The 20230-nt window shown below is 72.2% G+C and carries 14 protein-coding genes; 6 read left to right on the top strand and 8 right to left on the bottom strand.

The window, feature by feature from the left end; genetic code table 11:
* Window positions 1-19: 19 nt before the first annotated feature.
* Window positions 20-562 carry an SMI1/KNR4 family protein gene (locus AB0C99_RS24935; protein ID WP_362478992.1) on the top strand — a complete coding sequence of 181 codons (543 nt, stop codon included), beginning with the start codon at window positions 20-22 and terminating at the stop codon, window positions 560-562.
* 72 nt (window positions 563-634) lie between these two features.
* Here the strand turns inward: AB0C99_RS24935 and AB0C99_RS24940 are convergent, their stop codons facing one another.
* From AB0C99_RS24940 to AB0C99_RS24950, 3 genes are all read right to left on the bottom strand, one after another.
* Window positions 635-5098, bottom strand: a complete 4464-nt coding sequence (locus tag AB0C99_RS24940) for a hypothetical protein (protein ID WP_362478995.1) — start codon at window positions 5096-5098, stop codon at window positions 635-637.
* 44 nt (window positions 5099-5142) lie between these two features.
* On the bottom strand, window positions 5143-6087 hold the full coding sequence (locus AB0C99_RS24945; protein ID WP_362478998.1) for a hypothetical protein: 945 nt from the start codon (window positions 6085-6087) through the stop codon (window positions 5143-5145).
* 701 nt (window positions 6088-6788) lie between these two features.
* Window positions 6789-7925: a magnesium and cobalt transport protein CorA gene (locus AB0C99_RS24950; RefSeq protein ID WP_362479001.1), complete on the bottom strand. Its 1137-nt coding sequence runs from the start codon at window positions 7923-7925 to the stop codon at window positions 6789-6791.
* Window positions 7926-8073: 148 nt separating this feature from the next.
* Between AB0C99_RS24950 and AB0C99_RS24955 the strand changes: the two genes are divergently transcribed.
* Window positions 8074-9207: a winged helix DNA-binding domain-containing protein gene (locus AB0C99_RS24955; protein WP_362479004.1), complete on the top strand. Its 1134-nt coding sequence runs from the start codon at window positions 8074-8076 to the stop codon at window positions 9205-9207.
* 19 nt (window positions 9208-9226) lie between these two features.
* Here the strand turns inward: AB0C99_RS24955 and AB0C99_RS24960 are convergent, their stop codons facing one another.
* Window positions 9227-10048 carry a helix-turn-helix transcriptional regulator gene (locus AB0C99_RS24960; protein WP_362479007.1) on the bottom strand — a complete coding sequence of 274 codons (822 nt, stop codon included), beginning with the start codon at window positions 10046-10048 and terminating at the stop codon, window positions 9227-9229.
* Window positions 10049-10156: 108 nt separating this feature from the next.
* On the opposite strand from AB0C99_RS24960, the gene AB0C99_RS24965 reads away from it, so the two are divergent.
* Together AB0C99_RS24965 and AB0C99_RS24970 are read left to right on the top strand one after the other, a co-directional pair.
* A complete protein-coding gene (locus AB0C99_RS24965) occupies window positions 10157-11875 on the top strand; it encodes an AMP-binding protein (RefSeq protein ID WP_362479010.1) in 1719 nt (572 codons plus the stop codon).
* Window positions 11872-13461 carry an AMP-binding protein gene (locus AB0C99_RS24970; RefSeq protein WP_362479013.1) on the top strand — a complete coding sequence of 530 codons (1590 nt, stop codon included), beginning with the start codon at window positions 11872-11874 and terminating at the stop codon, window positions 13459-13461. The genes AB0C99_RS24965 and AB0C99_RS24970 overlap by 4 nt, the downstream gene beginning before the upstream one ends.
* Here the strand turns inward: AB0C99_RS24970 and AB0C99_RS24975 are convergent.
* The 3 genes from AB0C99_RS24975 to AB0C99_RS24985 form a co-directional block, all read right to left on the bottom strand.
* Window positions 13446-14015, bottom strand: a complete 570-nt coding sequence (locus AB0C99_RS24975; protein WP_362479016.1) for a GNAT family N-acetyltransferase — start codon at window positions 14013-14015, stop codon at window positions 13446-13448. The two genes, AB0C99_RS24970 and AB0C99_RS24975, sit on opposite strands and share 16 nt — an antisense overlap.
* Before the next feature lie 52 nt (window positions 14016-14067).
* A complete protein-coding gene (locus AB0C99_RS24980; protein ID WP_362479019.1) occupies window positions 14068-14856 on the bottom strand; it encodes a TIGR04222 domain-containing membrane protein in 789 nt (262 codons plus the stop codon).
* 103 nt (window positions 14857-14959) lie between these two features.
* Entirely contained in the window at window positions 14960-15997 is a 1038-nt protein-coding gene (locus AB0C99_RS24985; RefSeq protein ID WP_362479021.1) for a hypothetical protein, read from the bottom strand.
* 247 nt (window positions 15998-16244) lie between these two features.
* On the opposite strand from AB0C99_RS24985, the gene gcl reads away from it, so the two are divergent.
* Window positions 16245-18032: a glyoxylate carboligase gene (gene gcl / locus AB0C99_RS24990; protein ID WP_362479023.1), complete on the top strand. Its 1788-nt coding sequence runs from the start codon at window positions 16245-16247 to the stop codon at window positions 18030-18032.
* Window positions 18033-18072: 40 nt separating this feature from the next.
* Here the strand turns inward: gcl and AB0C99_RS24995 are convergent, their stop codons facing one another.
* A complete protein-coding gene (locus AB0C99_RS24995; protein ID WP_362479025.1) occupies window positions 18073-19104 on the bottom strand; it encodes a DUF5937 family protein in 1032 nt (343 codons plus the stop codon).
* Between the two features lie 78 nt (window positions 19105-19182).
* Here AB0C99_RS24995 and AB0C99_RS25000 point away from each other — a divergent pair.
* The coding region (locus AB0C99_RS25000) for an MFS transporter (protein ID WP_362479027.1) at window positions 19183-20230 on the top strand (1048 nt) is incomplete at its 3' end.

The raw sequence follows: 20230 nt of genomic DNA on the forward strand, positions 1-20230 counted from the left end.
CGGAGAGGGGCAGCGGGGAATGAGTGCGGTGGAGAGCTGGTCCCGCGTCATGGATCTCCTCCGGGAGCACGCTCCGGCCGATCACGCGGACCTGCCCGGCCCGGCCTCGGAGCGGATGCTCGCGGACGCCGAGGAGCGCATGGGCGTCTCCTTGCCCGAGGACCTGCGGGCGTGGCTGCTGCGGAACAACCTGGATCTTCCCGAGGACGAGGTGGACGACGACGTCGCCTGCTGCGGTTACGCCGGGTTCCCGGACGAGGGAAGCTTCTTCCTGGGCATCCGGGCGATGGAGCGGCTCCACGCGAACCACCCCTTGTCCGGTGGGGGCGACTGGCGCGAGGAGTGGATCCCGTTCCTGTCGGATCAGGACGGCTGGACGGGCAAGTTCGTCGACGCGAAGGACGGACGTGTCGGCAGGTGGTTCGTGGGTGAGCCCACGACCACCGGCGAGTACGCGTCGTTGGCCCACTACTTCGACTCCGTCGCGGAGACGCTGGCGAGGGTCGGCGCGGGGCAGCATCCGGTCTGTTCCGTCGCCGAGGGGCGACTTGTCTGGCTGTGAGGCCGCGACGCCGTGAGACGGAGGTGCCCCCCGGAACCGAGGAACGGCCGGGGGGCACTTCTCATGGTCCGGTCACGGAGTGGGCGCGGTGAATCCTGCGAGGTCGACCCAGTAGCCGTCGTCCTCCATCAAGCGCTGTTCCTTGATGAAGTCGCCGAACGGCCGCATCGACTGGGTGTTCTGCCAGTTCGACATCGAGGACCGGCCACACGGCTCCTTCCACGTGGGTGCCGTGGCACTCGGGCGCAGGCGGAGCGTCATGGTGCCGTCGGGGTTGCGCGCGAGGTAGGTCTGTATGCACTCCGCGCCGCTGTAACCGACCGGGTTGGGGCCCGCCGAGTTCCCGGCGCTCTGGGCGGCGTTGGCGAACACGAACTCGTCACAGCTCTTCGAGTCGGTGCGCGGCTCCCCCGCTTCCAGGGACCACTTGTCGCTGAACAGACCGGTGCCGCTGTACGCCTTCCACTTCCTGCCGCAGATGAGCTGACGGTTGCGATCCGACTGGATCTTGCCCGAGCCGTCGACGGACATCTTGTTGCCCAGGTAGGTGAGAGACTTGTTGCTGCTGCGCTGACCCCACTTGATGGTGGTCTTGCGCCACATCATGTCGATGTGTGCCGCGGCCCCGGGGAACTTCTTGGAGTTCATGACATACGTCGGCTTGTAGCCGGGGAACACACAGCCGGTGCCCCCGCCGGAGACCTCGGTGTCACAGCGGATGATCAGCTGGCCGCTCTCGAACTCGGACGGGTTGATGACCGAGGTGGTGTTGACCTTGCCGCCGAGGGACAGGTACGGGGTGATCGAGTTCCTGGTGGCGCCGCTGGGCGACCACTTGAACCGCGTGACGACGGTCCGCCGGAGCGTGTCGCCCTTGGCGAAGGTCTTCGACCCGTTCCAGTCGACGCTGGTGACGTCGCAGTAGCCCCGGCACTTGGCCGCGAAGTCCAGGGTGGCGGAGTTCACCGAACCGTCCATCGACTTCAGCCGGATCTCGGCTACCTGCGAGAACTCGCCACTCTTCGTGTCGAGGAAGTACGTCGCGTAGACGTCGAATGCCGCGCTTCCGAGCGCGACGGGGGGGACGGTGTTCGAGTACTCCGTCATCCCGTAGTCACTGTGGATGCAGGCGGTGGTGCGCTTGCGGGAGAGGTTGTGGTTGACCGTCGAGCACGACGCGGTGCCCAGGGACGCCATCGGCGCCACCGCGGCGGTCTTCGACGGGAGGCCGCGGGCCGCGGCGAAGGAGCCGTTGGTGATGTCCTCGTCCGGCTCGACCGGCGCCGGCTCCGGAGCGGTCGGGTCGGCCGTCATGCTGCCGGTCAGCGCCTCACCTTCGTACGTGCCCGGTACGAACGCCACCGCGTCGAAGGCGATGTCCGCCGCCCCCGTGCCGCCGTTGAAGTTGTCGAGCCGCACCTCGGGGATCTGGTCACCGAACTCGTAGGCGCCCAGGTCCACCCACTTGTTGCTCTGGTTCGCCGTCTGCGAGATCGTGGCCTCCTCTTCCCCGTCGGGCATCTGGATCCGGTACACGGCGTTGCCGGTCTGCGCCCCGTGGTCGGGTATGTGCGCGAAGATCTTCGCCTGGCGCGTGGTGTTGGTCAGCGGAGCGTTCAGCTTCCACGTGCCCGTCACCTTCAGCCGCTCGGCGTCGGCCGGGTTCGCCTCGGGCGAGCGGGTGTGCGTGAACCAGAAGTGGTTGCCGTAGCCCGCGCCGATCTGATGCGTGTCGATCTTGCCCGGGTACGTGGTGACGGTGGTCGGGTTGTCCGTACCGTCGTCGGTGAGATCCATCTGGGTGTCCCACGGGCTGTACGTGAAGGCGAAGGTGCCGCTCGACGTCACCGCCCCGCATCCCCGCTTGGCGTCCACACCGGCGGGTACGGTCCCGTTCGGCAGGTCGTCGACCACCAGGGCGCCGGCGGGCAGACCCGTGGTGGAGCAGTTCGGCGGGTAGGACCCGGCGTCCGGCTGCTCGCCGTAGGACGTCGTGAAGCGGTGCACGGCGTTGCCGCACTTGGCCCCCGTGGTGCAGTTCTTCCACTGCGCCTCGGTGACCGGCTGGTTCCACCAGCAGTGCAGCCAGTGCGGGTTGGTCTTGCTGTCGCCCGCGTCCAGGGCGCAGGCACCCATGCCCTGGTCGTTGGAGTCGTTGTCGCCGATCTTGGCCGGGTTGCAGTTGTTCGACGCGTTGCAGAACAGGTCGATCGGAGGCTTGGCGTTCGCGCGGTCCGCGTTGGAGGTCCACCAGGCGGCGCGATAGCCCGCCTGGAAGTCACCCGGAGCGAACATCGCCGAGATCGGGCGCGCCGCCCAGCCGATCACCTTCTCCTCGTACGGCCAGTCCTGCGGGTGCGCGGCGTGGCTGTAGTCGTCCTTGGAGGAGTCGGTGGCGTTCTGCAGGAACGGCACCCGGTTGGCCTTCCACAGGGGGTTGGCCGGGTTGTTCGTCCAGCCCACGCCCGAGTGTCCCGCGGAGTCCGCGGTGCCGTAGAAGCCCGAGTTGTACGCCCAGAGGGCGAAGAACCAGTTCTCGATCCACTTGGGGTGGCCGCCGTTGATCTTCATGCCGGCGTTGTAGGTCTGGTTCCACTTCTCGGACAGGATGCGCACCCCGGCGGCGATGTTCGCCGTGTAGTCGAGGGCGACGGCTTCCTGGGCGACCGTGGGCAGGGCGGTCTCGCCCGGCTTGGTCTTGCCCGCCAGCCGCATGCCGTCGGTGGCCTGGGTGATGCCGTAACCGCAGTCGGCGTGGGCCCAGTCGACCCGCCACGGGTCGAGCTGCTCGCCGGAGGCGGCGTAGCCGACGCCGTAGTAGTTGCCGATCAGGGAGTTGGCCGTGACACCGGGGACGGCGAAGCGGGTGGCCTGCCACATGTTCGACTCCTGCGCGGTGATGCCGAGCATCACCTGCGCGGGAATGTGCCACTTGTCGGTGACGGCCGGGTCCTCGTTGTCGAGGGTGCCGTTGGGGTCACCGGCCAGGACGGTCGGCGGGAACAGGCCCTGGGGCTGGTAACCGCCGGCGATCCCGGTGTTCTTCCAGTTGCTGTCGCGGTAGAAGTTCAGCGAGCCGACGACCGCCTGGTCCACGGCCCACTCGACCTGCCGCGGTGTGGGCTGGAACGCCTGCTTCTTCGGGTCGTTGCGGGCCACCGCGCAGTAGCGTTCCCCGGTGCCTTCGCTCGGGTTGTCGGCCTGCGCGGTGAGGGCCAGGGTACGGGCGGTCCGCGTGGACGGGCCGTCCGTGCTCTTCTTGCCCGTGTCCGCTGCGGAGCCGACCTGGCCGCCGGTGCGCAGCGCGGGGGACAGCGCGTGCCCCTGTGCCCCGTCGCCCACGCGGTCCGCGCCGGGGCGCAGGTCGAGGGTGACGGACCGGCCCGAGTCCAGCATGCGCAGGGCGGTACGGGCGGGGCGCGGCTTGGCGGCGTCCTCCGGGTTGACCAGGGTGGTCCTGCCGTCGGACCAGGTGGTGGTCAGGGCCGCCTGGGCGTGGCTGGAGATCGCGGCGCCCTTGGGGAGCCCGCCGGGGTTGTGCACCCGCTTGGACGGGGTCCTGGACGTGGCCTCGCCGGTGACGAACACCTCGCCGCGTGCCGAGCGGGTCAGGTCCCAGGCGTGCAGCCCGCCGGAGGCGACGGTGACGGGCTCGGTCTTCCTGCCCTGCCGCACCTTCGCACGGTCCAGGTGCTTGGCCCAGGAGACCGGCTCGTCGGACGCTGTCTTGTCCAGCTGGCGGTCGATGAAGGTGATGCCGCCGTCGGCGTCCGCGGTGACCTGGAACGGCACCGTGGTGGTGGACGCGAGCGTCTTCTCGGCCGTGCCGTCGATCCGTACCAGCTTGTTGCCGTGGGCGGCGACGATGCCCTCGCGGGTGGGGATCGCCGAGGTGACCTGGCCGGGGAGCGTGACCGGCTTCGACTCCTTGCCGGTGGCCGCGTCGACGGTGATCAGACGGGTCTGCTGCTTCTTGTCGCCGTCATGGGTGAGCTGGGTGAACACCGCCTGATCGCCCTGGCCGCAGCCGGGCGAGAAGTAGGCGAGCGAGGACTGGAACGGCAGCTTGGTGGCCTTGCCCGAGGCCAGGTCGACCACCGCGGTGAAGGCGCCGCGCACCATCAGCTCGGGCTTGTTGGTGAACATCCGCGGCGCGTACGAGACGGCGGCGTACCTGCCCGACTCGGTGACGCAGTGGTTGCCGATCCAGGTGTCCGAGGCGAAGCCGTCCTCGAACAGACTGGCCACCGTGCGGAGTTGGTAGCCGTCCTTCTCCTTGCCGGAGAGGAGGTGGAAGCCGGTGCCGTCACCGGTCGTGGTGACCGCGGTGTCCGCGGACGTCTCGTAGCCCTTGCCGAGCAGGGCGGCGCGGTCCTTCGCGGGGATCGCGGAGGGCGCCGGGGAGGGCTTCCCCTGCTTCTGGCCGGTGTCGCTCCACCCCTGCGCCGCGCCCTTGGGCGGCGTTGGCTGCTCGGCCTGTGCGGGCAGGCTCAGTGGTATCGCCAGCGCGGTGGTCACCGCAAGGGTGACCGGCACGCGCAGACGTATGCGTAATTTTCGCAACTCGATTCCCTCTCTGTTTACTTGACGGCCTTGGCGGCCGCGAGGACCTCGCCCATGCGCTTCTTGACGGCGGCGAGCTGGTCCTTGTTCTGCTCGATCAGCCGCTTCTGGACGGCCGACTCCTCCTTGAACCAGACCTCGATCAGACGGGTCTGCTCCTTGCAGTCGATGTCGTCCAGTGCGAGCTCGATCGCGTTCTTGGTGGTGCCGTCGCCGTCGGCGTAGCCCTGCTCCGTCGCCCGGTACGGATCGGCGGCCTCGCGGCCCTTGTCCTTCATGCAGGCCGACCAGCTCTTGAGGGCCTGCTCGACCGGCTTCAGCGGCCGGGACTCGGAGAGGCTGGTCGAGGCGAGTCCGGAGACGAAGCCCTCATCCCCCTCGTTCACCTTGAGCCGCCGCTTCGACCAGCCGGCGCAGCCGCCCTCGTGCAGCTTCTTCCCGTTGTGCTCGGCGTGCGCGGGCTCCGGGGTCGCACCGAAGTGGCCGACGCCGCCCTTGGTGCCCTCGGGCGGGGTGAACTCGGTCTTCTTCCGCCCGGTCAGGACCTCCACCTCGACGCCCGAAAGCCCTTCCTCGACGGATACGAGGCTCCCGGTCAGCTCCTTCGGCAGCCCGTACCCGTACTTCCGCGCCTGCGCGCGGTCGCTGATCCCGTAACGTCGCTCGATCGAGAGGGCGTTGCTGTAGGGCGGGGGGTTCGCGCCGGGGCGTGGCAGGTCGACGGCGGTCAGCCCGTACTCGGACATGCACCGCGTCTGCAGGGTGCGCAGCGCGGTGTCGACGGCGACCTGGTTCGCATAGGAGGGCAGGTAGGACTCAAGGGGCAGCTCCAGTCCCTTGACCAGTCCGGAAGTGGGCACCTCCGAGGGCCAGTTGGACCGGTCGACCGGGGCCTCGTCCTTCGCCGGACCGGGGGGCGATCCGGGCGAGGAGCAGGCACCGAGCAGGATTGCCGTGATCATGACAGTAGAGGTGACGGTCGTTCGCCTGAGGACGTGCATGGTCTTCCTTCTCTGCGTGACGTGAGGTGGTCCACGTGCGCGGCGCAGGCCGGCCGCGCTCCTTGCGCTCAGCGGCGCGGTGTCTCTACCGGCGTGACGCGGGGAGCTCTCCAGGTCGGCCGCCGGGCCGGTTGCCGGGCCGAATCACCGATCTGGACAGCGGGCCACGCGCTCGGGGCGCTGCGGTATAGCGGCACTCGACTCCGCCAGAACGTCTCGTACGGAGAATTGCCTGACGGGTAAAGACCGAACGGCCGTAAGGAATCGACCTGAAAGGCAGGTGAACGGCTTCCTTTGATTTCACCCGAGCCGAAGGGGATCGTGCGCATCTGGGCGATAGCGGCACGGTGAGCGTCAACGCTTGCGCAAGTTGAGATACAGGCCGCACGAGCCCCCCCTGGGCCTGCTGAAATCCATGTGGGTCCACCCTACACTCCGGGGCGACCAATTCAAGATTAATAAAGCTGACCTGTCGTGCGATCAAGGGCATACGGGATGCCGCTGTTTTTGCTCGCCTTTATGGGCCCTAGACTGCGAATTCACGAACCGATCAGTTCTGAGACGATTTGAGTCGCAGCGGGCCCGTTGCCCGGTAGGAACGTGAGATGCAGAGCCGTAGCGCCCCGGCCCTGTGCTGTCGCGTCTCGTGTTCCGGGGCTCCGCTACAGCCAGTCCTTCTTCTTGAAGACCACGTACAGGCTCACGCACACCGCCGCCATCAGCAGCACGGCGAAGGGGTAACCCGCCGTCCAGTGCAGCTCCGGCATGTTGTCGAAGTTCATGCCGTAGATCGTGCCGACCAGGGTGGGTGCGAACAGGATGGCCGCCCACGACGAGATCTTCTTGATCTCCTCGTTCTGTTCGAAGCCCGCCTCCGCCAAGGCGCGCATCTCCGCGTTCTGTTGTTGGGTGACCAGGGTCGCGTTGACCGTCAGGATCTCCGTCAGGGCCTGGCGGAAGCCGTCGACGCGTTCGCTCGTGTGGGTCACGTGGTCGGCTACGTCGCGCAGGTAGCGCTGGAGTTCCTCGTCCGTGCCGTACTTGGCGAAGCCCGCCATCAGGGCGTGCAGCATGCCCACCAGGGGGCGGGTGGCGCGCTGGAACTCGACCATCTCGCGGGAGAGTTCGTAGATGCGGCGCGACACCGCCGGGTCGCCGCCGAAGACCTCGGTCTCGATCTCGTCGATGTCGTTCTGGACACCCGCCACCACCGGCGCGTACCCGTCCACCACCGCGTCCAGGATCGCGTACAGCACCGCCTCCGGGCCCAGCGCCAGCAGGTCCGGGTCCGCCTCCATGCGCCGCCGCACCGCCGACAGGTCCGGGGCGGCGCCGTGCCGGACCGTGATCACGAAGTCCGGGCCGACGAAGACGTGGAGTTCGCCGAAGTCCACCTCCTCCTGCGCGTCCAGGTAGCGGGCCGCCCGCAACACCACGAACAGCGTGTCCCCGTACCGCTCCAGCTTCGGGCGCTGGTGGGCGTCCCTGGCGTCCTCCACGGCCAGTTCGTGCAGATCGAACTCGGCGGCCAGTGAATGGAGTTCGCGTTCCGTCGGGCGGTGCAGGCCGATCCACGCCATGCCGTCCGGGTGCTCCCTCAGCCTGCGGAACGTCTCCGCCAGCGTGGCCGGCGAGGCGACGCGCCGGCCCTCCCGGTACAGCGCCGCCTGGACCACGCTCCGCCCCCCGGCCTCCTCCGCCACCGGCGCGGGCGGCTCCGGAGTGCTCCGGTCGGGGGGACTCGCGCCCGGCCGCTCCGGCCGGCGGCGCCAGGCCGCGCGGGGGCGGCGGTCCGACATCTGTCCTCGTCTCCTCGGGTGCGGGGGTGGGTGTGGGCAGTGGTGGTGTTTTCGGCAGGATATCGGCGGCAATGTTCTTCGGCTCGGTGCGGAGACCAGGAGTCATTGCGGACCGTATCTGTCCTCAATGGTCGTTAGCTTGGTTCCCATGGCCCCCACCACCGCGCCCCCGCTCCTCAGCCCCCGCGCCCTCAACCGCGCCACCCTCGACCGGCAGCTCCTGCTCCGGCGCTCCCCGCTCGGCGCCGAGCAGGCCGTGCGGCACCTCGTCGGGCTCCAGGCCCAGAACACCAAGCCGCCCTACCACGCCCTCGCCGCCCGCCTCGACGGGTTCCGACCCGAGGAGCTGTCCGGGCTCATGGAGTCCCGCGCCGTGGCCCGGATCGTCTCCCTCCGCTCCACCGTCCACACCCACACCGCCGAGGACGCCGTCGTCCTGCGCCGCCTCGTCCAGGCCGGCGCCATCGACCGCGAGCTGCGCATGTTCCGCAAGGGCCTCGACGGCGTCGACCTCGACCGGCTCGCCGGCCTCGCCACCGCCTACGTCGAGGAGCGGCCCCGCACCCCCAAGGAGCTCCGCGGCCACCTGCTGGAGGTCTGGCCCGACGCCGACCCGCAGGCGCTCACCATCGCCGCCCGCTGCCTGCTCCTGATGGTGCAGGTCACCCCGCGCGGGCTCTGGCGGCGCAGCGGGCAGGTCGCCCTCACCACCGCCGCCGCCTGGTTCGGCGACCGCGGCCCCCTCGACACCGCCGTCGACGACACCACCCTCGACGCGACCGTGCTCCGCTACCTCGGCGCCTTCGGGCCCGCCTCCGTCCAGGACATGCAGACCTGGTGCGGGCTCACCCGGCTGCGCCCCGCCTTCGAACGGCTCCGGTCCGACCTGCTCGTCTTCCGCGACGAACGCGGCACCGAGCTCTTCGACCTCCCTGACGCGCCCCGGCCCGACGAGGACACCCCGGCTCCGCCGCGCCTGCTGCCCGAGTTCGACAACCTGCTGCTCTCGCACGCCGACCGCACCCGCGTCGTGCCCGCCGATCTCCGGGGCCGCACCTGGACCGGCAACCAGTCCCACCCCGTCTTCCTCCTCGACGGCTTCCTCGCCGGGCTCTGGCGCCTTGAGGAGGCCAGGACCCGCACCACGCTCGTCCTCGAACCCTTCCGCCCGCTCACCCGCCCCCAGCGCACCGCCCTCCTCGCCGAGGCCGAGTACACGCTGAGCCTGCTCGGGCCGGAGGGCGTGCCCTACGAGATCGTTCTTTCGGAGGGCGAGAGGTGACGGGCGGCGGCCCCGCGCCTCACGGCAGTGCCCCCGCCCGCCTCGCCGCCACCACCGCCTCCCACCTCGTGTGCGCCCCCAGCTTCCGCATCGCCGAGCGCAGGTAGCCCTTCACCGTCTCCGGGCGCAGGCCCAGCCGCCGGGCCGCCGACGCGTTCGTGGCGCCCGAGGCGACCGCCGCCAGGACGTCCCGCTCGCGCGGTGTCAGCGACACCGCCGGGCCCGCCCCGGGCGGCGCGCCCGCCGCCGACTCCAGGCGCCCGCACACCGTGAGCAGCCGGGCCCGCAGCTCCGGGTCGGCCACCTTCGGCGCCAGCTCGCGCAGCTCCCCGTACGCCTGCCGGACCTCCTCCCAGGACGGGCCCGGGGCCGTCGTGCGCGCCTGCAGCTCCCGCACCTCGTCCCGTACCGCGAACGCCTGCTCCACGTCCCGGGCCGCCGCCACCGCCGCGTCGAAGACCCGCTCCCCGATCGGCAGCGACTCCCGCAGCGCCCCGTACAACACCCCGCGCACCGTGCGGCGCACCACCAGGGGCACCGCGATCACCGAGCGCAGCCCCTCCGCCGAGACCGGGCCGTCGTACTCGTGCGTGATGTGCCGGGCGGAGGCGTAGTCCGTCACCGCGCACGGCCGCGACAGGGCCAGGCACTTCCCGCCGAGGCCCGAGCCGGTCGAGATGGTGAGCCCGCGCAGCGCCGGGGTCACCGCCCCGTTCAGCTCCGCGATCCGCATCGCCCGGCCGTCGTGCAGCAGCCCCCCGAACACCACCTGGAGCCCCGTGGCGCGGCGCAGCCGCAGCAGGGCGCCCCGCAGCTCCACCGATTCGACGTGCTCGGGCACCGTGCGCTCCTTCCGCCCAGTCCGCGCCATCACCCCCGAACGGGGGTAGTGAGACCTGGGTCACCGATTACACGATGTCCGGGACCGGTCCCGCAACGAGGAGGGCACATGACGGCAGCGAGCGAGACGGACGCGACGAGGGGGTTCCGGGCCGCCCGGGACTTCCTGCTCCGCCACCGGGAGGACTACGAGACGGCGTACGAGGGCTTCGCCTGGCCCCGGCCGGACCGTTTCAACTGGGCGCTCGAATGGTTCGACGTCATCGCCGCCGGGAACGACCGGACCGCCCTGCACATCGTCGAGGAGGACGGCACCGAGACGCGGCTGAGCTTCGCCGAGATGTCGGCCCGCTCCAACCGCGTCGCCAACTGGCTGCGCGCCCGGGGCGTGCGCCCCGGCGACCGGATCGTCGTCATGCTCGGCAACCAGGCCGAGCTGTGGGAGACCATGCTCGCCGCGATGAAGCTGCGCGCCGTCGTCATCCCCGCCACCCCCCTCCTCGGCCCCGCCGACCTGCGCGACCGGGTGGACCGCGGCCAGGCCCGGCACGTGCTGGTCCGCGCCGAGGACACCGCCAAGTTCGACGACGTGCCCGGCGACTACACCCGGATCGCCGTCGGTGCCGACCGCGCCGACAGCGGCCGTGGCGGTCGCGCGGGGTGGCTCTCGTACGCGGACGCCTCCCGCGAGTCCGACGCGTTCGCCCCCGACGGCGACACCCTCGCCGACGACACCCTCATGCTCTACTTCACCTCCGGCACCACCGCCCGCCCCAAGCTCGTCGAGCAGACCCACACCTCGTACCCCGTCGGCCACCTGGCCACCATGTACTGGATCGGTCTCCGGCCCGGCGACGTGCACCTCAACATCTCCTCGCCCGGCTGGGCCAAGCACGCCTGGTCCAACCTCTTCGCCCCCTGGAACGCCGAGGCGACCGTCTTCATCCACAACTACAGCCGCTTCGACCCCGCCCGCCTCATGGCCGAGATGGACAAGCACGGCGTCACCAGCTTCTGCGCGCCGCCCACCGTCTGGCGGATGCTCATCCAGGCCGACCTCGGACAGCTCGCCACCCCGCCGCGCGAGGTCGTCGCCGCAGGCGAACCCCTCAACCCCGAGGTCATCGAGTCCGTCCGGCGCGCCTGGGGCGTCACCATCCGCGACGGCTTCGGCCAGACCGAGACCGCCGTGCAGGTCTCCAACAGCCCCGGGCAGCGCCTCAAGGAAGGCTCCATGGGGCGGCCCAGCCCCGGCTACCGGGTCACCCTCGTCGATCCGGTCAGCGGGCGGGCCGACGTGGCCGAGGGCGAGATCTGCCTCGACCTGTCCGCCCGCCCGGTGGGCCTGATGACCGGCTACCACGGCGATCCGGAGCGTACGGCCGAGGCGATGGCCGGCGGCTACTACCGCACCGGCGACATCGGCTCCCGCGACGCCGACGGCTACATCACCTACGTCGGCCGCGCGGACGACGTCTTCAAGGCCAGCGACTACAAGATCTCGCCCTTCGAGCTGGAGAGCGCCCTCCTGGAGCACGAGGCCGTCGCCGAGGCCGCCGTCGTGCCCGCCCCCGACCCCCTGCGGCTCGCCGTGCCCAAGGCGTACGTCGTCCTCGCGGCGGGCTGGGAGCCGGGCGAGGCGACCGCGAAGGCCCTGTTCGCCCACTCGCGCGCGGTCCTCGCCCCGTACAAGCGGATCCGCCGCATCGAGTTCGCCGACCTGCCCAAGACCGTCTCCGGCAAGATCCGGCGGGTCGAGCTGCGCCGCCTCACGGCCGAGGGCGGCGGCACGGAGTACACCGAGCGGGCGGCGGGGGACTCCGCATGAACCCCTCCTACTCCCACGGCGCCTCCACCACCGCGCTCCTCGGCGACACCATCGGCGCCAACCTCGACCGGGCCGTCGCCGCCTGGCCCGAACGGGAGGCCCTCGTCGAGGTGGCGACCGGACGCCGCTGGACGTACGCCGCGTTCGGCGCCGACGTCGACCGGCTCGCGGACGCCCTGCTCGGCAGCGGGGTCCGCAAGGGCGACCGGGTCGGGATCTGGGCGGTCAACTGCGCCGAGTGGGTGCTGGTGCAGTACGCCACCGCCCGCCTCGGCGCCGTCATGGTCACCATCAACCCGGCCTACCGGCCGCACGAGTTGGCGTACGTGCTCCGCCAGTCCGGCATCTCGCTGCTCTTCGCCACGCTCGCCCACAAGACCAGCGACTACCGGGCCATGGTCGACGAAGTGCGCGCCGAATGCCCGGAGTTGCGCGAGGCCGTCTACTTCGGCGACGCGAGCTGGGACGCGCTGCTCGCCCGGACCGCCGGGGAGGCGCGCCCCGAGCCGCTCTCCTGCGACGAGCCCGTCAACATCCAGTACACCTCGGGGACGACCGGCTTCCCGAAGGGCGCCACCCTCTCCCACCACAACATCCTCAACAACGGTTACTTCGTCGGGGAGATGATCGGCTACAGCGAGCGGGACCGGATCTGCGTGCCGGTGCCGTTCTACCACTGCTTCGGCATGGTCATGGGCAATCTCGCCGCCACCTCGCACGGCGCCTGCGTCGTCATCCCGGCCCCCTCCTTCGACCCCGCCGCCACCCTGCGCGCGGTGCAGGAGGAGCGCTGCACCTCGCTCTACGGGGTGCCGACGATGTTCATCGCGGAGCTGGCGCTGCCCGACTTCGCCTCGTACGACCTCTCCACCCTCCGCACCGGGATCATGGCGGGCTCGCCGTGCCCGGTGGAGGTGATGAAGCGGGTGGTCGCCGAGATGAACATGGCCGAGGTGTCCATCTGCTACGGCATGACCGAGACCTCCCCGGTCTCCACCCAGACCCGCCGCGACGACGACCTGGAACGGCGCACCGGCACGGTCGGCCGGGTGCTGCCGCACGTCGAGGTCAAGGTCGTGGACCCCGGCACCGGCATCACCGTCCCGCGCGGCACCGCCGGCGAGCTGTGCACCCGCGGCTACAGCGTGATGCTCGGCTACTGGGACGAGCCCGGGAAGACCGCCGAGGCGATCGACCCGGGCCGCTGGATGCACACCGGCGACCTCGCCGTGCTGCGCGAGGACGGCTACGTCCAGATCGTCGGCCGGATCAAGGACATGATCATCCGGGGCGGCGAGAACGTGTACCCGCGCGAGATCGAGGAGTTCCTCTACGCCCACCCCAAGATCGCGGACGTGCAGGTCGTCGGCGTCCCCGATCCGCGGTACGGCGAGGAGATCCTGGCCTGCGTGGTCCCGCGCGACCCGGCCGACCCGCCCACCCTGGGGGAGCTCACCGCCTTCTGCCGGGGCTGCCTCGCGCACTACAAGGTCCCGCGGCGGCTGGAGGTGCTGGACGCGTTCCCGATGACGGTGAGCGGGAAGGTGCGGAAGGTGGAGCTCCGGGAGCGTTACGGGGCGGGCTGACCGGCCCGTTCCCCGGGCACCTGGTCCCGGGCCGGCCGCGCCGCCACCTCGCGGCGCATGCAGACCCGGGGCCAGGCGGCCAGCCCGTGCGCCGCCTCGGCCCGGCTGATCTCCCGCAGGCCCTCGCCGAGCGCCGGATCGCCCTCCTCCAGGCGCCGGAAGCCGAGCCGGGCGTAGTACGGGGCGTTCCACGGGACCTCGGTGAAGGTCGTCAGGGTCAGCGCGCTGAGGCCCTGCTCCCCGGCGGCCGTCGCGAGGTGCTCGATCAGCTCCCGGCCGACGCCCCGGCGGGCGGCGTCCGGGTGCACCGAGACCTGCTCGATGTGGGCGGCGCCGTCCACGGTGTCGCTCAGCAGATAGCCGACGGGATGGTCGGCCGCGTCCACCGCGACCCAGGCCCGGCCCGCGAGACGGTAGCCCTCCAGGACCTCCAGCGGGAGTGGCTCGTCGTCGGCGATGTCACCCATGCCCAGGGGGCGGAATGCCTCGCCCGCGGCCCGTTCGATGTCCTGCAGCAGGGGGAGTTCGGCCGGTTCGGCCGCTCGGATGCGCATACGACAGTATGGCCCCGGCGGGCTGTGGAAGGCGTGGAGGGGGGCGCCGCCCTCAGTCGGGGGTGCCGCCCGTGCAGGCCGCGCCGTTGTCCCGGTTCCAGCCGCGGCCCGTCGGGGGGCCGCCCTCCCGGCCGCCGCGCCGCCGCAGCAGGCCGCCGTCGCGGGAGAAGTGCGGCAGGAACAGGGCCAGGGCGGGGTCGCCGTACAGCGCCACGTACAGCAGGACGTCCCGGCCGTCGACGACCTCGCGGCGGTACGCCGGCAGCGGGTGCCGCTCGCGCAGGCCCGCCAGCAGGCGGCGCGCGGCACGGGTCGTGGGCGGTACGCAGAGCAGCGCCGCGGCGGCCAGCACCGGCCCCGCGCCGAGCAGCAGCGCCGGACCGGTGAACCCCGTCACGAGCAGCCCGGCGCCCACCGTCACCGGCACGCCCGCCAGCATCAGGCGGGCCGCCCGGAGCCGCCCGGGCGGGCGCAGCAGCCCGGTCCCGCCGAGCTCCGCGCGGAGCCCGTCGAGCGCCTGGCGGGCCTTGGGGCGGCTCGCCAGCACCCGCAGGGCCAGCGCCCGCTGGAGCGAGCGGTGGACGCCGAGCTGGAGCGGGTCGCGGGTCCGGCCGGCCCCGCCGTTGGCGCGAATCGTGCCCCGGCGCCCGGCCGCGACGGCCCCGCGCTGGTGCAGCGCGACCAGCGCCACGATCACCGCCGCCCTGGGCCCGCCGCGCAGCAACGCCAGTGCCTGCGGCGGCAGTTCGGGCCGCGCTCCGCTGCGGGTACGCAACAGGGCGACCGCCAGCGCCAGTTGCCCGAGCGACACTCCGAAGAACCACCACGTCCCCGTCGTCATGGTGTTCACCCCCCGAGGGTGTTGTGCCCGGGGGAGGGCCGCTCGTCACCCGCGAATGGCCGGAAATGTCAGTCGGTGTCGGCGAGGCGGCGGGGCGGTGAGGCTAGGCGGCTCCGGTGGCGATGAGGGCGTCGGCCGGGCCGTTGACGGGCTGCGGGGTGCCGGTGAGGTCGAGCACGAAGAGCGGGATGCCGAGGCCCTCGGCCCGCTCGTGGGCCTCGGGGGTGTAGCCGGCCAGGGAGAAGCAGATGCCGGCCGCCCCGTTGCTCAGGCCGTTGAGCCAGAGGCACTCCACGGCCCGCAGCCCGGTCGGCCGGGTGCTCGGGTCGACCTGCGCGACCAGTCCGGGCCCGCGCAGGTCCACGGCGGTGGCGGACCGCTCCTCCGGCTGGACGACGTCCCGGAAGCCGAGCCACCGCAGGTACCCGGCCGAGGCCGCCACCGCGTCCCGCGCCGTCCGGATGGTCACGGGCCGGAACGCGGGCCGCGCGGCCGGGAAGGATCCGGGGCCGTCGCCGGGCCCGCCGCCGAGCGGAGCGTCCGGCTGCGCGGGATGGCGCTGGGCGAAGGCGGGGTACGTGTCGGGGGCGGGGCCGGGGGTGGGGACGGGGCCCGGGAGCGGACCCGTGGTGGCGGGCGCCGGGGGTGCGGGCGGCGCGGGCGGCTCGGGTGTCCTCGGGGGCGTCACGGTGTCCGGAATCTCCGGCGGGACAGCCGGAGTGGTCGGAGTGGTCGGAGTGGTCGGGATGGCCGGAGTGGCCGGAGCGGTCGGGATAGCCGGAGTGATCTGAGCGGCCGGAGCGGCCGACGTGGCGGGCGGGGCGGCGGGTGTGACGGGCGGGGCGTGAGGGGCGTCCGCGGCGCGCGGAGCATGCGGGTCGCTCCCCCTCACCGCCACCCGCAGCACCGCCCCGCACGCGCACCCCAGCTCGGGGTGGGGCCAGTCGGAGGGGCGGGCGCAGGTGGGGCACAGGACGGTGACCCACTCCTCCGACCAGTTGCGGTGCGTGACCTGCTCGGCGGGGGCGTCGTCGAGCACCGGGGGCGTGATCGGGGTGCCGCAGGCACAGGGGAAGGCGGGCGGCGCGTACCGCTGCGTGCGGAGGCATTCAGGGCAGCGCACCCGTACCGATTCACCCACACCGAACCTCCTCTGCTCGCCCACCCATCGTCCACCCATCCGGCCGTCCGAGGGGGGCACTTCGGCCAGCTCGGGGGTCCGCTCCGCGGATCGTCTCTTGACGCCTCTCCGCCAGCCCACCTACATTGCTTCCGTATAGCAGAACAGTACTTCCGCATTATGGAAACAGAGCGCTGAAGGATCCCGCCGGAGCCCCGTCGGACCCCTGGCGTCCTCGTCTCCCCCTGGCCGAAGCAGGAGCACTCCCATGCCTCGTATGACCGCCGCCGCAGCGGCCGTTGAGATCCTCAAGCGCGAAGGCGTCACCAACGCGTTCGGTGTGCCCGGCGCGGCCATCAACCCCTTCTACCGGGAGCTCAAGAACGTGGGCGGCGTCGCCCACACCCTCGCCCGGCACGTCGAGGGCGCCTCCCACATGGCGGAGGGCTACACCCGCGCCAAGCCCGGCAACATCGGCGTCTGCATCGGCACCTCCGGCCCGGCCGGCACCGACATGATCACGGGCCTGTACTCGGCGATCGCCGACTCGATCCCGATCCTCTGCATCACCGGCCAGGCGCCGGTCTCGAAGCTCCACAAGGAGGACTTCCAGGCCGTCGACATCGCGACCATCGCCAAGCCGGTCACCAAGGCGGCGACGACCGTCCTGGAGGCCGCGCAGGTCCCCGGCGTCTTCCAGCAGGCGTTCCACCTGATGCGCTCCGGCCGCCCCGGCCCGGTCCTCATCGACCTGCCGATCGACGTCCAGCTCACCGAGATCGAGTTCGACCCGGAGACCTACGAGCCGCTGCCGGTCTACAAGCCGGCCGCGACCCGCGCCCAGGCCGTGAAGGCGCTGAGCTTCCTGCTGGAGGCCGAGCGCCCGCTGATCGTCGCCGGCGGCGGCATCATCAACGCCGACGCCACCGACCTGCTGGTCGAGTTCGCCGAGCTCACCAACATCCCGGTCATCTCCACCCTCATGGGCTGGGGCACCATTCCGGACGACCACGAGCTCGCCGCCGGCATGGTCGGCGTCCAGACCGCGCACCGCTACGGCAACGCGACCTTCCTGGAGTCCGACACCGTCATCGGCATCGGCAACCGCTGGGCCAACCGCCACACCGGGTACAACCTGGAGGCGTACACCAAGGGCCGCAAGTTCGTCCACGTCGACATCGAGCCCACTCAGCTCGGCAAGATCTTCGCCCCGGACTACGGCATCGCCTCCGACGCCAAGGCCGCCCTGGAGCTCTTCATCGAGATCGCCAAGGAGCTCAAGGCCGAGGGCAAGCTGCCGGACTTCAGCGCCTGGGCCGCCTCCGCGCAGGAGCGCAAGGCCACCCTCCAGCGCCGCACGCACTTCGACAACATCCCGATGAAGCCGCAGCGCGTCTACGAGGAGATGAACAGGGCCTTCGGCCCGGACACGCGCTACGTCACCACCATCGGCCTCTCCCAGATCGCGGCCGCGCAGTTCCTGCACGTCTACAAGCCGCGCCACTGGATCAACTGCGGCCAGGCCGGCCCGCTCGGCTGGACCATCCCGGCCGCGATCGGCGCCGCCACCGCGGACCCGGAGACCCCGGTCGTCGCGCTCTCCGGCGACTACGACTTCCAGTTCATGATCGAGGAGCTGGCGGTCGCCGCCCAGCACAAGGTCCCCTACGTCCACGTCCTCGTGAACAACGCGTACCTGGGCCTGATCCGCCAGGCGCAGGGCGGCCTCGGCATCAACTTCGAGGTCAACCTCGAGTTCGAGAACATCAACACCCCGGAGATCGGCGTCTACGGCGTCGACCACGTCAAGGTCGCCGAGGGCCTCGGCGTCAAGGCGATCCGCGTCACCGACCCCGACAAGCTGGGCGAGGCGCTGGAGCAGGCCAAGAAGCTGGCCGTCGAGTTCCAGGTCCCGGTCGTCGTCGAGGCGATCCTGGAGCGCATCACCAACATCGCGATGAGCAAGACCGTCGACATGAGCGACGTCACCGAGTTCGAGGACCTGGCCACCGAGCCCGGCCACGCGCCCACCGCGATCAAGGCCCTCAAGGTCTGATCAAGCCCTCAAGGCCCGGCCCCACCGGGTCCGGGTCCGATCAGGGAGCCTCACCCAGGCCCCCGCCCCGACGAGCACCGGGGCGGGGGCCTTCCCGCGTCCCCGCCTGGGCCCGGACCAGGACCGCGCCCGCCTCCGTCCAGTCGTACAGCACCGAACGGCCCGCCCTCCGGCGCCGTACCAGCCCGGCGTCCAGCAGCACCCTCAGGTGCCGTCCCACCGAGCCGAGGCCCTGGCCGGTCAGCGCCACCAGCTGGCTGGTCGACTTGGGGGCTTCGAGGCGGACGAGGACCCCGGCCCGGGCGGTGCCCAGCAGCGCCCCCAGGGCCTCGGGAACGGCCGGGCCGCCCGTGTCGGCCAGGGTGCCGGAGCACGCGTACACGATCGCCGACCGCTCCGTCCCCGCCCACGACACCCAGCCCTGGGCCGGTGTCACCGGCACGAACAGCAGTCGGCCGCCGTCGAGCCGTCTCGGCGGATAGGCGCGGGGGTTGACCTGGAGGCGGCCGTCGCCCAGCCAGCGCACCTTGCCGGGGCACAGCTCGTCGAGCGCCGCCGCCCAGCCTCCCTGCCCCAGCCGCGCCGTCCTGGCCACCACGTCGGCCTCCAGGACCCGCCTGCGGCGTGCCCAGTCGGGCAGCACCGTCTCCCGCCACACCCACTCCAGGACCCCCGCCATCCGCCGCGGCAGGTCGCCCGCCGAGCGCAGCGCGGCCGGTACGGGGCCGCCCACCGCCACCTCCAACTGCGGGACGGCGTCGCCCGGTTCGGCCGCCCGGACCGCCTCGACCTCCTCCTCGAAGGTCTGCTCGCCCTCGCCCAGCGGCGTCGGCGTCAGGAAGTCGGCGTTCCACGTCCGGCCGAGGGCGGCCCGGACGAGCAGGGCGTCGAGCGGCTCGGCCGCGAGGCGGGCCCGGTACGCCGGGAGCCGGCCGGCCAGCCAGGCGCGCTCGCCCGGGTGGGCGCCGGCCGCCGCGTGCAGGGTCTTCAGCGCGGCCACGGTCTCGGCCAGCGGGGAGATGACGAACCGCCCCCGGGCCAGCGAGTCCGCGCCGAGCCGCCACCAGCCCACCCGACCTCACCCCGCTCTCGTTTCGCCCCCGCGCGAAACGATATCGGCCCGCCCGGGCCCGCCCCGAGACTCCCCGGCATGGCCCAGGACCCCCGCTACCGCGACCTCTTCCGCACCCCCGAGTTCCCCGCCCTCTTCCTCGGCGGCGCCGCGCAGACCGCCGCCCAGACCGTGTCGGGGCTCGGCCTCGCCACCCTCGTCTTCCGCGCGACCGGCTCGCCGCTGCTGTCCGCGCTCGCCCTGTTCGGGCCGGCCCTCGCGCAGCTCGTCGGCGCCACCACGCTGCTGTCCGCCGCCGACCGGCTGCCGCCGCGCGCGGCGCTGGCCGGGGTCGCCCTCGTCCTCGCGGCGGGCACGGCGCTCCAGACCGTCCCCGGGCTGCCCGTCGGCGCCGTCTTCGCGGTCCTCTTCCTCCAGGGGCTCGCCGGCTCCCTGGGCGGGGGCGTGCGCTACGGGCTGCTGCGCGAGGTCCTGCCGCCGCACGCCTTCCTGCTGGGGCGGTCGGTGCTCAACGTGTCGGTGGGCGTCTGCCAGATCGCCGGCTTCGCCGCGGGCGGCCTGCTGCTCGCCCTGCTCTCGGCCCGGGGCACGCTGGCGACCGGCGCGCTCCTCTACGTCCTGGCAGCCCTGACCGCCCGCCTCGGGCTGTCCCGGCGGGCGCCGCGCGCGTCCGGGCGGGCCACGGTCGCGGAGACCTGGCGGACGAACGCCCTGCTGTGGTCCCTGCCCGCCCGCCGCCGCGCCTATCTGGCGCTGTGGGTGCCCAACGGCCTGATCGTGGGCTGCGAGTCGCTGTTCGTGCCGTACGCCCCCGAGCGCGCGGGCCTGCTCTTCGCCTGCGCCGCGCTCGGGATGCTGGCCGGGGACGTCGGGGTCGGGCGGTTCCTGCCGGCGGGGCGGCGCGGCCGGGCGGCGGCCCCGCTCCAGGCGCTGCTGGCCGCCCCGTACCTGCTCTTCGCGTTCCGCCCGGGGCTGCCGTGGGCGGTCCTCGCGGTCACCGTGTCGGCGGTCGGCTACGGGGCGAGCCCGAGGGTGCGCGAGCTCGCCGTCGGCGCCGGCGCGGCCGTGGTCTTCCCGGAGTACGACCGCTCGCCCGAGCACCGCTACCCGGTGGCCCTGGAGCAGA

Source organism: Streptomyces sp. NPDC048659, assembly GCF_040650575.1.
Classification (GTDB): Bacteria; Actinomycetota; Actinomycetes; order Streptomycetales; family Streptomycetaceae; genus Streptomyces.